This is a genomic window from Winogradskyella schleiferi, assembly GCF_013394655.1.
GTDB classification, from domain to species: Bacteria; Bacteroidota; Bacteroidia; order Flavobacteriales; family Flavobacteriaceae; genus Winogradskyella; species Winogradskyella schleiferi.
Window position 1 is genome coordinate 2,797,435 of sequence record NZ_CP053351.1, and the last position, 13,611, is coordinate 2,811,045.

The window sequence follows — 13,611 nt, forward strand, 5'->3', positions numbered from 1 at the left end:
TATGGGACTAGCAAAGTCGATTAAGAAAAAAATAGAATTGAAAAGGTTTAATGATAGTATAACTAACCTTCCAATTAAAAGTGCCTCAAAAGAAAAAGGGCTGTTTATTGATTGTGGTTCCAATTTAGGGCAAGGTTATACCTATTTTAAGGATTTTTTCAAACCTGAGTTTTATGATACCGTGATGATAGAGCCAAATCCTCATTGTATGAAAATCTTGAAAGAACAATTTCAGAATGAAAATATTGAATTTATAGAAGCTGCAGCTTGGATAAATTATGACGATTTACACTTCTTTGGTTTGGTTGAAGATGATAGAGGCGAAACGACTGATGGTGGCTCTGTTATCGATTCTCACAATAGTACGTTTTATGAAGCAGATAAAGAGAACAGCACTAAGGTAAAAGCAATTTCATTAGCTGATTTAATTATAAAAAAGAAAGATAGTTATAGTCAAATAATCATTAAAATGGATATTGAATCTGCTGAATATGAAGTTCTAAAAAACATGTTAGAAACTAAAGCGGTAGATTATGTGGATTATATGTATATAGAATTTCACAGTCAGTATTTTAAAGACGAACAAAACAAATACAAAAAGCTTGAAAAACAACTCGTAAAACAATTACGACGCAAGGACGTTGGCGTATCGCTCTGGCATTGATTATTCAAATCCAAAAAAGCGTTTTAGTTTAACCTTAAAGACTTTTAATTTATAGTTATCTCTATGGGAAATGGTATAAAACCAAGGATTTCCACGTCGCACAGCACCATCGATTAGGGATAATTGTGTAAAGTTCAATTTCCATCTCGCATAATCAAAACTCAATTGGTCTCGTTTACTTTCTGTCTTTACAATATGCCACCAAGCTTCCATAAGCTCTATGACATTCTCATTGAAATGTTTGCGTATTAGAATAGGAGCCGTAATTAAACCATTATGTTCAGGATATCCTTCTGCTCTAAATCGGTCCATCTGTGCCTTCATAACTTTCGGATCATCCACTAATACATTATTATTTTCTACTATATTCATGATGGCATCATATTCTTCATAAATACAATCTCGTGGATCAGCTTTATTCTGATTATGATCGAAACAGGCCATACTCGCTATTTGCATTTTTTCTTTTACCAATGTCCTAAAATCTTTCAATATTAGAATGTTTCCGTCTATATAAACACTTACATCATAAGACTTGGATAAATGTTTATGTGGCAGAATTTTGTAATACCTATTACTTCGGGTATTATCATTAGGTACAGGTTGTTCGACATGAATTATTTTCCATGTTTTTGATTTATAATCCGTTCTATCTGTATAACAAATGTAGTCTACATTATCGAATTTTGGTTGTTCAATAAGTCCACTATAATCTCCAAAAAGTGCCGTATATACTACTATTCTCTTATTCATTTAACATCCATTTATTATACCACAATTGAAAAACTAGAGTATTCCATATTAAATTGTAGAAGTTATCATTACCTTCAAAATAATCTTCTTTTGCTTTTTCAATCAGATCAATATTCAACAAACCATGTTTATTTAATTCCTCCTTGGACAAAGTGCAATCAACAAATTCCTTTAACTCAGTTCTAAGCCAAGTTACAATAGGAGGAGTAAACCCTGTTTTTTTTCTACTCATTAAATCTTTATGCAAATAATCATGGCAGATATCTCTTAAAATATGCTTTTTGGTCTTGGTTTTAACATCAAATAAATATTCTATAGGCAATTGCGCTGCGTATTCCACAATCCTATGATCGAGTAATGGCTCTCTACCTTCCAAGGACGCAGACATGGTAGCTCTATCTACTTTTACCAAAATATTATCTGGTAAATAGGTAGTGTAATCCACGGCTAAAATGCGATGAAATTTGTCAATATCGTCATAAGCACTACTTGTAAAATTATTCGGAAGCTTATTGATTTTTTCGACAAACAAATCATTAATAAAAGCGTCCTTATACTTTTGATGATGTATATCTAGCATTTCAACCGTAGCATTTTTATTACTTATGTTTGCGGCATAAAATTTATCAGTAAACTTTTTTCTTTTTATAAAACTAAGCACTTTAGTAAAAGGCCCTAAACGTTTCATCTTATAATAATACTTATAAATTTTTTCGTAGCGGTTGTAGCCGTAAAAAATTTCGTCCCCTCCATCTGCCGATAAAGAAACTTTGACTTTTTCTTCAGTACGCTGGCTTAATAACATGGTCGGTATTAAAGAAGGATCTGCAAAAGGCTCGTCAAAATAATCCGCAAGCTTAGGAATTATACTCAATGCTTCCTTATCCGTACATGTGAATGAATGATGATCTGTGTTTAATAAATCTGCAACTTCCTTTGCATATTTACTTTCATCGTACTTTTTATCATCAAACCCAATAGTAAATGTCTTTAATTTTTGGGATTCTAATTCCTGTATTATGGCTGTCACAATAGAACTATCATATCCTCCACTTAAAAACACACCAACTGGCACATCAGATACCATTCTCAACTTAAAGGCATCTTTCATCAACACTTTTAGATGCGCTTTCGCTTCTTGATAAGTTACTTTGAGCTTTGGTTTTTTGTAAAAATCCAAAACATTCCAATACTGATGAATTGTGAAAGAATTTGATTTAATATCGTATTTTAAAAAATGACCTGGTAATAGCTTTTTAACATTTTTAAATATGGAATTTGGTGCGTGTATAAATTCATATTTAAAAAATTGAGCCATGGCGTCCAGATCAATCTCCTTTTTAAAATTTGGATGTTTATGAAATGCTTTTAACTCTGATGCAAACATAAACCCTTTATCATTTTCATAATAATATAGTGGTTTAACGCCTGCTCTATCTCTATAAATATAAAATTCTTCCTTTTTCTCATTGTAAATCATAAAGGCAAACATGCCTATAAATTGATCTACGGTCTGCTCTCCCCATTCTTTGAATGCATGTAGAATAACTTCAGTATCACTTTTAGAAACGAATTGATGACCAAGTTTTTCAAGCTTTTCCTTAATCTCTTTAAAATTATATATCTCACCATTATAGACAATCCAATAATGTTCGTATTGCATAGGTTGATGTCCATCTGCACTAACGTCCAGTATGGACAGACGCTTCTGCCCAAGGGCAACTTCATAACTAAAATTTTTAAATGACTTTACACCATAATCATCTGGTCCACGATGATGAAGCATTTGTGTCATGTTATAAATAACTTCCTGAGGTAAAGCTTCAGAGAAATTAATATACCCAACTATTCCGCACATATTTTTTTATTAGTTACGGTCAAATTTACACAAAGTTGAACAATGTTATTTTATATCATATAAATTAGTTTTACAGTTTACCTATTTTTGTAATTATGAAGGACATTTCTATAATTGTAATTAACTACAACACATCCAAGTACACTTTAGATTGCATAGACTCTGTTGTAAAGTTGACTGATAAATCAATAAATTATGACATTATTGTTATAGATAACAATTCTACTATTGACGATTTTAATTATTTAAAAAACAATTTCCCAAGGCAAGACAACATCATTTTAAAACGAAGTGTTATTAACACTGGTTTTGGCGGTGGAAATATGTTGGGCGTTCAATTTGCAAAAGCCAAGTATTTGTTGTTTTTGAACAACGACGCTTTTCTTCAAAACGATTGCTTATACATATTGTTCAACTATATGGAATCACATCCAAAAGTAGGTGTCTCTACAGCACAGAATTATGACGAACATGGCAAACATGTGATTTCCTTTGACCATAACAAGGGCATTAGAAAATTAATTTTTGGTCGTAGTTTTTTGGAAAAGAACTTTTCTAAAAACCACCCGAAGCGCAAAAAAGAATATACAGAACCTGTTACGGTGAATTATGTTAATGGCGCTTTTATGTTTTTTAGAAGTAGCGTTTTTGCTGATGTTGGTGGGTTTGATACTAACATTTTTCTTTATTTTGAGGAAATGGATATTTGCTATCGAATGCAAAGTTTAAATTATACCAGTGTTTTGGTTCCTGATGCGAAGATTACACACTATCAAGGTGCAAGTACAGGGACATCTAAAATTATCAGTAAAGAGGGGTTTTTGTCCTATTTTTATGTGATTAAGAAAAACTATTCTTATTCTAAATACGTTTTTCTAAGACTTTACTATGGCCTTAGTTTTTTAGTAAAACCTAAAAAATGGTTTCTATTACCGCTTGTATTAAAAGGAGTGCATCTCTCTGAATCATTAAAACAGAAACAAAAAATTCAATTTTAAGAGTTCATTACATGAATCATAACCAGGCGATCCCACAAAACATTTTAAACTTAATTGGTAGGAAAAACGAATTATTTGAATATGATTTGACAAGCTTTGGCAATGAAATAAACAGCATCATTTCAAATTCAAAATTTTTGATTTTAGGAGGTGCTGGCACAATTGGCCAAGCGGTTACCAAAACAATTTTTAAGCGCAACCCTCTTAAACTTCATGTTGTAGATCTTAGTGAAAATAATTTGGTGGAATTGGTCAGGGATATCAGAAGTTCTTTCGGGTATATTAATGGTGATTTTAAAACCTTTGCATTAGATATTGGTTCGATTGCATACGATGCCTTTATAGCTTCTGACGGAAAATATGACTATGTGTTGAATCTATCCGCATTAAAACACGTGCGAAGCGAGGAGGATCCGTTTACACTGATGCGTATGATCGATGTGAATATTTTCAATGTTGAAAAAACCATCCAGCAATCCATCGAAAATGGCGTAAAAAAATATTTCTGTGTATCAACGGACAAAGCCACAGAACCTGTGAATATGATGGGAGCTTCCAAACGAATTATGGAACTATACTTGATTCAAAAAAGTAAGTCAATCAACATTTCTACAGCACGCTTTGCTAATGTGGCATTTTCAGATGGTTCATTATTACATAGCTTTGAGCAACGCGTAAAAAAACAGCAACCCATTGTTGCGCCAAGCGATATTAAACGCTATTTCATTACTGCAAAAGAATCTGGAGAACTCTGTTTACTGTCCTGCCTATTTGGCGCGAATAATGATATATTTTTTCCAAAACAGAATGAAAACCTACAACTAACCAGCTTTGCTGATATTGCTATAAAATATATTGAAAGTTTGGGTTATAAGCCACATTTGTGCAAAGATGAAAATGAAGCAAGGCAATTAGCCAAAACCTTAGCTGAACAACAAAAATGGCCTTATTTATTGACTGAAAGTGACACTACTGGAGAAAAAAATATAGAAATCTTTTTTACCGAAAACGAAAAATTAGACATGGAGCGTTTTAAGGCAATTGGTATCATAAAAAATGATGGAGATTTTTATCTTAAAGAACAACTCGAAAATTTTTCTGATTCCATAAACCATCTTAGAGCAAAAAAAAGGTGGACAAAAGAGGAAATAGTCGCTATATTCCATAAAATATTACCGAACTTTAGCCATAAAGAAACCGGTAAATATTTAGATCACAAAATGTAATTGATGCATAGCAAAATAGATGTTGTAATTATGGCTGGTGGGAAAGGTAAACGTTTGATGCCATTGACCGCAAATACGCCAAAGCCACTTTTAAAAGTTGGCGGTAAACCTATAATAGAATACAACACAGACCTTCTCGCCTCTTGTGGAATTAAACATATTTATATTGCTGTTAATTATCTGAGTGACCAGATTATTTCATATTTCAAAGCGAATAATAAGCATCAAATTGAATTCAATTTTATTGAAGAATCTAAATCTTTGGGAACAATTGGCGCTTTGAAACTGGAAGACCATTTCAAAAAAGAATATATTTTAGTTATGAATGCAGATCTGTTGACCAACGTAAACTTAGATACTGTGTTTAAAGACTTTCTCTCTAAAAAAGCTGATGCCTTAATTGCAACGGTTCCTTATAATGTAGATATTCCACATGATGTTGTTGAAACATATGAGGGCATTGTGACCAATTTAAAAGTGAAACATTCCAGCACATATAATTTGAATGCGGGAATTTATATATTTAAAAGAGTGTGCCTAGAATTCATTCCTGAAAACACCTTTTTTGATGCCACAGATTTAATTAAAGTTCTTTTAGAAAAAGGTAAAAACATTAGCACTTATTCAATTTCAGGATATTGGTTGGATATTGGAAAACCAGAAGATTTTGAAAAAGCGCAAAAAGATATTAATCACTTAAAGTTTTAGATTTTTCTGCCACTAATACACGAATGTTTATGAAGAAATGGATACTTGTTTCCTAATCATATATGCGAATGATTGATTCAACCCTACTTAATTAAACAACAAATCCATTAGAACTAATAGTGTGTTCGTGGCAGAAAAAATAATTTTTATATCTGAAAAAGCTTGACTTACATTTTAAAAGATTAGTGCACTGTCGTATCTTTGCAAAGCTAAAAAGTTTTACACGTTTCAATCGGATATTATTCTTTTTTTCAGCCACAAATACACTTATTTAATATGTCGAAAATAATTTATAAGGATGAAAGCTATGCCATTATTGGTGCACTTTTCGATGTATATAATAATTTAGGAAGTGGCTTTGCAGAAATTGTTTATAAAGACGCCATAGAATATGAATTCAGGTGTAGGGATATTCCATTTGAAAGGGAAAAATGTTATATGGTAAATTATAAAGATATCGTCTTGAAGCATAAGTTTTATGCCGATTTTGTAGTTTTTGATAAAATTATACTCGAATTAAAAACTGTTGAATTTTTAACCGATAAACATCTAGCACAATGTATCAATTATCTAAAGGAATCAGAATGTAAACTTGCTCTTTTAATTAATTTCCATAGAGACTTTTTAGACCATAAAAGAATAGTATTATAAAGAACATTTTCGTCGTCAGTTAGATAATCAACAAATTAACGTACAAGCAAATAGCCAACAAAGTAGAACACCAAAAAAATTCGTGTATTCGTGGCAAAACAAAACAATATTCGAAGCAAAAAATAATGAACCACAAACAAGCTTTAAAACACAACATATTTAAATACATAACCCAATCTGCTGAAGAACTACAAGTAGAAAGTTACGTCATCGGTGGATTTGTTCGCGATTATTTGTTAGAACGTGGTGACGCCAAAGATATTGATATTGTTGCTGTTGGAAGCGGAATTGAACTGGCCAAACAAGTCGCTAAAAATTTACCAAATCAACCCAAGGTACAAATATTCAAAACCTACGGAACAGCCATGTTGCTATATGAGGACATTGAAATTGAATTTGTTGGTGCCAGAAAAGAAAGTTATAACGAAGACAGCAGAAACCCTATTGTTGAAAATGGTACGTTAGAGGACGACCAAAACAGACGCGATTTTACCATCAATGCTTTAGCCTTGAGCTTGAATGAAAACAACCTTGGCGAGCTTTTAGATCCATTTAATGGTCTCAGCGATTTAGACAAAGGCATCATTCGGACACCTTTAGATCCTAATATTACGTATAGTGATGATCCATTGCGAATGATGCGAGCTATTCGATTTGCAACGCAATTGAATTTTAAAATTGAAAACGCTTCCCATAAAGCCATTAGCGACAATAAGGAACGCATAAAAATAATCACCAAAGAACGTATTGTTGTTGAGTTGCATAAAATCTTAGAAAGTCAAACCCCTTCTATCGGTTTTATCCATTTAGAAAAAACTGGTCTTTTAGATTTTATTCTTCCTGAATTGACCGCGCTAAAAGGTGTCGATGAAGTTGAAGGCCAACGCCATAAAGATAATTTTTTCCATACGTTGGAAGTCGTTGATAACATTGCCAAAACAACAGATAACCTATGGTTACGATGGGCTGCCTTATTGCACGATATTGGAAAGGCACCAACCAAAAAATTCCATAAAAAAATCGGTTGGACGTTTCATGCCCATGAATTTGTAGGTTCAAAAATGGTTTACAAATTATTCAAACGTCTTAAAATGCCATTGAATGATAAAATGAAATTCGTTCAGAAAATGGTACTAATGAGTTCAAGACCTATTGTTTTGGCTTCAGAAGTTACAGATTCTGCCGTAAGACGTTTGGTGTTTGATGCTGGCGAACATGTGGAAGATTTAATGACACTCTGTGAAGCAGATATTACGACTAAAAATCCTAAAAAATTCAAAAAATACCATCATAATTTCCAGAAAGTAAGAGACAAAATCGTTGAAGTTGAAGAGCGCGATCAGGTTCGAAATTTTCAACCACCTGTTTCTGGAGAAGAGATCATGGAAACTTTTAATTTAAAGCCTTCGAGGGAAATTGGCTTAATTAAAGAAGCGATAAAAGAGGCTATTTTAGAAGGAGAGATTCCAAATGAACATGAGGCAGCTTTTGAATTGATGATACAGAAAGGTAAAGATTTGGGATTGACAGTTGATGATTGACGATTCAGGATTTACGCATTACGATTTATGATTTGGAATTTGGGATTTGGATTTGCCTATTCATTTAGAAAAATAATTCTACTGACGAAATAAGACTATGAAAAAAGATAATAAAACAGTAATCTATTGGTTACTCACAGGTTGTTTCCTAATATTCGTTATGGTTGTTGTTGGTGGTATCACTAGATTAACCCATTCTGGCCTGTCCATTTCCAACTATAAATTAATTTCCGGCACCATTCCACCAATGAACGAAGTAGAATGGAACGAGGCTTTTGAATTGTACAAACAATATCCAGAATACCAAAAACTCAATAATCACTTTTCTTTAGAAGAATTTAAGGACATCTATTTTTGGGAGTGGATTCATCGCGTTATTGGCCGGTTTATTGGTTTGGTTTTTATAATACCCTTCATATATTTTCTAATTAAAAAGCGGCTTTCCAAATCCACCATAAAAAAATCCATTATACTTCTGTTGATGGGAGGTTTCCAAGGATTTTTAGGTTGGTATATGGTAAAAAGTGGTTTAGTAGATCGTCCAGATGTTAGTCATTACCGACTCGCTGCACATTTGACTACGGCATTTTTAACTTTCGCTTATACATTTTGGGTGGCTTTGGATTTAATCTTTCCCAATAAAAAGGCAATTGACAAAAAATTCAGGAATTTCATAAGAATTGGTTTAGTCGTTCTCATCCTTCAAATTATCTATGGGGCTTTTGTAGCTGGATTAGACGCTGGGTGGATTCATAATCATTGGCCATTGATGAATGAAGGTAAGTTGATGCATGAAACAGTTTATATAGAGCAAAATCCGGTTTACCTCAACTTCATAGAAGGTAAAAGTGGCGTTCAATTTGTACATAGAACATTGGCCTATGTTGTGGTAATTTTCATCCTAGCTATTTGGTATAAAGCGAAACTAAAACAATTAACCTCTTGGCAAAACAAAGGTGTTAATGGGCTTTTAATAATGCTAGGCATTCAATTTCTACTTGGAGTTTTAACACTTGTTTATGCAGTTCCTGTTTGGTTAGGCGTAGCACATCAAGTAGGTGCGTTTATTTTATTAAGTTTGATGACTTTTACTTTACATCGGTTTTCTAAATGAAAAAGTGCCTAAAGTTTTTAAAGTTTTAAGTGCCTAGAGTATTTAAAGTGCCTAAAGTACTCAAAGTTGGAATTCAGGTATTACTGACAAAAAAATCAAATAAAATTTGCCTATCTTTTTTAGACACTAATTTCATGAATTAACACTAATAAAACAGGTGCTACGCATCCAAAATTGCAAAAAGAATAACCATCATTTAATTGCGTGAATTTAAATAACACCTATTTAAAAAAATTCGTGCTCATTAGTGAAATTCGTGTCTTGTGTTTATTCATACTTTCGATGTTTTTTTTGGGATTTAGTTTTTGGGATTTAAAATATGTAAACCTTATCTTTGCAGCATGATTTACAGATTTAGAGTTATACTGGATAACGATACCGAAGATGATGTGTTCCGCGATATAGAAATTCGTGAAAGCGATACAATGGAAGATCTTCATAATGTTATTACCCAATCTTTTGGGTTTGAAGGCATGGAAATGGCGTCGTTTTACATGAGTGATGAGCAATGGAACCAAGGTGAGGAAATCGCCATGATGGATATGAGCGAAGCTGGCAATGAAGTAAAGATGATGGGCACAACCATCATTAAAGATATGATTCATGAAGCCTCAACACGATTAATCTACGTGTACGATTTTATGAATATGTGGACATTCTATGTGGAACTCGGTGAAATTGTAGAAGAAGCTGAAGGTACAGATTACCCTAACCTAATGTATGTACATGGTCAGATTCCTGATGAAGCACCAGAAAAAACATTTGAAGCCGAAGAAGATGAAGACGATTATAATGAGTTTGAGGACGATTTAGACATCAATGATTATGACAATTTGGATTTTGACGAGAATTGGAACTAATAAAACAACCGGATTACTACCTGAATCAATAAATACCCACTACTAGGTATTGAAGTCAAAAATTTAGTTTCGTAAGTTTACTGTGCTATTAATTAACACTTTAAATTATGAAACGATTACTACTTTTTTTTACTCTTGCGATTTTCACAAGTCAAAGTTCTTTTTCTCAATGGACATACTTTGATGTTGGCATCGAAAACTTTTCAGAGAATCTTTATGATGTTTTCTTTCTAAATAATGATATCGGATGGATAGCTGGTAATAACACTATTTTAAAAACCACTGATGGTGGTGATAATTGGATTCTAAAAAATACTATACCTAATGTTAGGTATTATGGAATTTACTTCAAAGATGAATCAGTAGGCTGGGCATTTGGAAAAAGTACTTCAGGCATTAATGGTAGAATACATAAAACAACTGACGGAGGAACCACATGGACTGCCGATCCTGCTGGTAATGGAACGCTGCCTTGGTGGTCTATGGACTTTGCCGATTTGAACAATGGCGTAATTGTTGGACAAGAAGGCCAAATAAAATATACCAATGATGGTGGTGATACATGGTACACTAAAACTTCACCATCGGGAGACGCAGGCACTATTTTTGACGTGGATTTTTACGATGGGCTTAATGGAGTAGCAGTTGGCTTTACTGGTGGAAATGGATTTGCAATTAAAACAACGGACGGTGGAAACACATGGTATAATACAAACTCCAACAATCTTGGAAGTATTAGATCTGTATCTTTTTCCAACGAAAATAATGGTATTGGATTAGCTATTGGGAGCAATGGATTAATATACAACACCTACAATGGAGGCGATAATTGGTATTTGGAAGAATCCCCAACTGACCAATCTCTGCAATCTATTCATCATATAACCGAAGACAATATTATTGCCGTTGGACCAAGCGGAACAATAATCACAAGTACTGTCGGCGGAATTTTTTGGGATTCAGAAATTACACCTTTCACATCGTATTTAAGAAGTGTTTTCTTTAATAATCAAAATACAGGTTGGGCTGTAGGATCCCAAGGTGTTATTTTAAAATATGAAAAAGATCCTTTATTAAAAGTGTTTAATGAAATAGAAAAAAACGGTTCTGACGTACCTGTTAGAACCGAACTTGATTACTTTTCCTTATCAGTCTCAGCAGATGGCTCAAGTGCTACAATATTCCAGAATGGATTTGCCGGTAATGAAAATCATATATTTAGGATTCAAGAAGATCCAAATAACAACGATACTGATAGATATGGCAGTTTTGAAACCCTATCTACGACCTCAGAGTTTACCGAAATACAATACAACCATCCAAAAAATTTAGATTCAAATAATGAACAGAACCTAAGAGTGACTTGTGAAATTTTCGATACTTTAAACGAGGATGTATATTTTGAATTTTCTATTGATATTGTAAAACCTCCTGTTTTAATGGTACATGGTTTATGGTCTAATGGTTCAGATGCATTTGGTAACATGCGAACGGCTTTATTAGAAACTGGAATGTATCATAATTACCAACTCAAGCACTTCAACTACACTAATGACGCTTTTGTATTTGAAAACGCTCCAACATTAAATTATGTAAAAAATCAATTGAAAGATTTATGTATAAGAAATAATCACTCTACAGGAAAAATAGATTTATTTGGACATAGCATGGGAGGATTGGTGAGTAGGTTTTATATACAAAGCAACCAATATGAAAATGATGTAAATAAATTAATAACATTTAATACACCTCATTCAGGGTCACAATGGGCCGATTTATTGATTGATCCTGAATTTAATTTTTTAACACCATTTTTAACCGATTTAAATCACAACCCTACCAATGGCGCTATAGACAATTTAAGAGTAAATGGTTCATTCATTAATTCACTTAACAATAACAGTAATTCTCCTAATTATGACAATATAGGTCTCCATTCTATTGTTACTACGGAATCTAGTACAGGATTAGGTCTCGAATATACCAAGGTCATTGGTTTTGCGATGGCTGCCCAAACACAAATAGTAGATTTTACTATGAAACATTTTTTATTTAATGATGAAATAAATGATTTGGTGGTTCCATTTTCAAGTCAAGTTGGCGGTGTAGAATTTTCTGCATATACAAGTCAATGGCATAGCTCCACAGGTGACCCACTTTCAAATGGTGATCCAAATCCCGGTGTTTTAGCAAAATCCATAGAACTAGTAAATAAAAAAGCAGAAGACGTTGCTTTCTTTGATAATTTTGGATATTACCCATCTGATTTAGAGTATAATTTAAACTACCAAAGATCAGCGAACTATGTTTCAAATGAAACGCTAACGATTATTAGTCCAATCGACAATACAGAGTTTAATTCAGGTGATGTGGTATCTATTGAAACTAATGGTAGTTCTGGCATTATTAACATTCTAACTTCAATTGGAAGTCAAGATACATCTATTCAATCAAATTTATCTGAAAACACAACAACCGACACCGTATTATTTACATTACCAGAAGATACTCTTGGAAGATTAGAAATCGTATGTGCTGGCTTCGACCAAAACGGATATGCAGATTATGACTCTACTTACATCATAGTGACAACAGATGCAATTTTAGAGAGTATTAAAATTCAGGAAAACATAATCTATGTTGCCGAGAACAATGATACTGCAATCAGAATAACAGGAAACTATTCTGATGGTGTAGAAAGAGACATTACATCTATGGTAGACATATCCTATTCATTCTCTAGTAACAATGCAACGAATACTGCTATTGGTTTTATAGATGGAATAAGTGAGGGTGAAGATGTTTTAACTGTTTCAATAAACGGAAAGATTGATTCAGCGCCAATTGTTATAACCTCAGCAAGCGAATTTTATGACATAACGCTTAGCAATGAGGAAGCAATTCTAAATAATAATAAACTAACCATTTACCCAAACCCAACTAAACGTGTTTTAAATATAAATATCGATGAGAGCATTGACGAAATTTTAATATATGACCTTACCGGAAAGCAATTACTAACTAAAGAAAACTCAAAAACTATTGATGTTTCAAACCTACGAAATGGTATTTATATTGTAAAGATTTACTCCAACAATTCAATTATTTCTAAGCATTTTATTAAAAACTAATTTCCAATATATTTTATTAAAAAAGCATCCTTTTGATGCTTTTTTTTTATACAACAAGGCAAAAATTTCTCATGTTCCACATCAGCTAATAACTGTAACAGAATGCT

Annotated in this window: 11 protein-coding genes; 9 read left to right on the plus strand and 2 right to left on the minus strand. The window is 32.8% G+C overall.

Going from position 1 to position 13,611, the window contains the following annotated elements; genetic code table 11:
• Window position 1: 1 nt before the first annotated feature.
• Window positions 2–664: an FkbM family methyltransferase gene (locus HM990_RS12195; protein WP_178989207.1), complete on the plus strand. Its 663-nt coding sequence runs from the start codon at window positions 2–4 to the stop codon at window positions 662–664.
• Here HM990_RS12195 and HM990_RS12200 read toward each other — a convergent pair whose 3' ends face one another.
• The gene (locus HM990_RS12200; RefSeq protein ID WP_178989208.1) at window positions 665–1,417 is read right to left on the minus strand and encodes a glycosyltransferase domain-containing protein; all 753 of its coding nucleotides are present in this window, start codon (window positions 1,415–1,417) and stop codon (window positions 665–667) included.
• Window positions 1,410–3,275, minus strand: coding sequence for an asparagine synthase (glutamine-hydrolyzing) (gene asnB / locus HM990_RS12205; RefSeq protein WP_178989209.1), 1,866 nt, complete (start codon window positions 3,273–3,275; stop codon window positions 1,410–1,412). Before asnB ends, HM990_RS12200 begins: the two co-directional genes overlap by 8 nt.
• A 95-nt stretch (window positions 3,276–3,370) precedes the next feature.
• On the opposite strand from asnB, the gene HM990_RS12210 reads away from it, so the two are divergent.
• The 8 genes from HM990_RS12210 (at window position 3,371) to HM990_RS12245 (ending at window position 13,504) form a co-directional block, all read left to right on the plus strand.
• Window positions 3,371–4,273, plus strand: coding sequence for a glycosyltransferase family 2 protein (locus HM990_RS12210; protein WP_178989210.1), 903 nt, complete (start codon window positions 3,371–3,373; stop codon window positions 4,271–4,273).
• 11 nt (window positions 4,274–4,284) lie between these two features.
• Window positions 4,285–5,499 carry a UDP-N-acetylglucosamine 4,6-dehydratase gene (locus tag HM990_RS12215; protein ID WP_178989211.1) on the plus strand — a complete coding sequence of 405 codons (1,215 nt, stop codon included), beginning with the start codon at window positions 4,285–4,287 and terminating at the stop codon, window positions 5,497–5,499.
• A 3-nt stretch (window positions 5,500–5,502) separates the two neighbouring features.
• Entirely contained in the window at window positions 5,503–6,207 is a 705-nt protein-coding gene (locus HM990_RS12220) for a sugar phosphate nucleotidyltransferase (protein ID WP_178989212.1), read from the plus strand.
• Window positions 6,208–6,483: 276 nt separating this feature from the next.
• The gene (locus tag HM990_RS12225) at window positions 6,484–6,858 is read left to right on the plus strand and encodes a GxxExxY protein (protein WP_178989213.1); all 375 of its coding nucleotides are present in this window, start codon (window positions 6,484–6,486) and stop codon (window positions 6,856–6,858) included.
• Window positions 6,859–6,983: 125 nt separating this feature from the next.
• Window positions 6,984–8,399 (plus strand): CCA tRNA nucleotidyltransferase, encoded by a 1,416-nt coding sequence (locus HM990_RS12230; RefSeq protein ID WP_178989214.1) that lies wholly within the window; start codon window positions 6,984–6,986, stop codon window positions 8,397–8,399.
• Between the two features lie 97 nt (window positions 8,400–8,496).
• Window positions 8,497–9,513, plus strand: a complete 1,017-nt coding sequence (locus tag HM990_RS12235; protein ID WP_178989215.1) for a COX15/CtaA family protein — start codon at window positions 8,497–8,499, stop codon at window positions 9,511–9,513.
• 341 nt (window positions 9,514–9,854) lie between these two features.
• Window positions 9,855–10,373 (plus strand): IS1096 element passenger TnpR family protein, encoded by a 519-nt coding sequence (locus HM990_RS12240; RefSeq protein WP_178989216.1) that lies wholly within the window; start codon window positions 9,855–9,857, stop codon window positions 10,371–10,373.
• A gap of 107 nt (window positions 10,374–10,480) precedes the next feature.
• A complete protein-coding gene (locus tag HM990_RS12245) occupies window positions 10,481–13,504 on the plus strand; it encodes a YCF48-related protein (RefSeq protein ID WP_178989217.1) in 3,024 nt (1,007 codons plus the stop codon).
• The last annotated feature ends 107 nt before the right edge of the window (window positions 13,505–13,611 follow it).

What these genes read in the sequence shown, in the direction of transcription:
- HM990_RS12210 (WP_178989210.1), top strand. Translation starts at nt 3,371, where the DNA reads ATGAAGGACATTTCTATAATTGTAATTAACTACAACACATCCAAGTAC.
- HM990_RS12225 (WP_178989213.1), top strand. Translation starts at nt 6,484, where the DNA reads ATGTCGAAAATAATTTATAAGGATGAAAGCTATGCCATTATTGGTGCA.
- HM990_RS12195 (WP_178989207.1), top strand. Translation starts at nt 2, where the DNA reads ATGGGACTAGCAAAGTCGATTAAGAAAAAAATAGAATTGAAAAGGTTT.
- HM990_RS12245 (WP_178989217.1), top strand. Translation starts at nt 10,481, where the DNA reads ATGAAACGATTACTACTTTTTTTTACTCTTGCGATTTTCACAAGTCAA.
- HM990_RS12235 (WP_178989215.1), top strand. Translation starts at nt 8,497, where the DNA reads ATGAAAAAAGATAATAAAACAGTAATCTATTGGTTACTCACAGGTTGT.
- HM990_RS12230 (WP_178989214.1), top strand. Translation starts at nt 6,984, where the DNA reads ATGAACCACAAACAAGCTTTAAAACACAACATATTTAAATACATAACC.
- asnB (WP_178989209.1), bottom strand. Translation starts at nt 3,275, where the DNA reads ATGTGCGGAATAGTTGGGTATATTAATTTCTCTGAAGCTTTACCTCAG.
- HM990_RS12240 (WP_178989216.1), top strand. Translation starts at nt 9,855, where the DNA reads ATGATTTACAGATTTAGAGTTATACTGGATAACGATACCGAAGATGAT.
- HM990_RS12220 (WP_178989212.1), top strand. Translation starts at nt 5,503, where the DNA reads ATGCATAGCAAAATAGATGTTGTAATTATGGCTGGTGGGAAAGGTAAA.
- HM990_RS12200 (WP_178989208.1), bottom strand. Translation starts at nt 1,417, where the DNA reads ATGAATAAGAGAATAGTAGTATATACGGCACTTTTTGGAGATTATAGT.
- HM990_RS12215 (WP_178989211.1), top strand. Translation starts at nt 4,285, where the DNA reads ATGAATCATAACCAGGCGATCCCACAAAACATTTTAAACTTAATTGGT.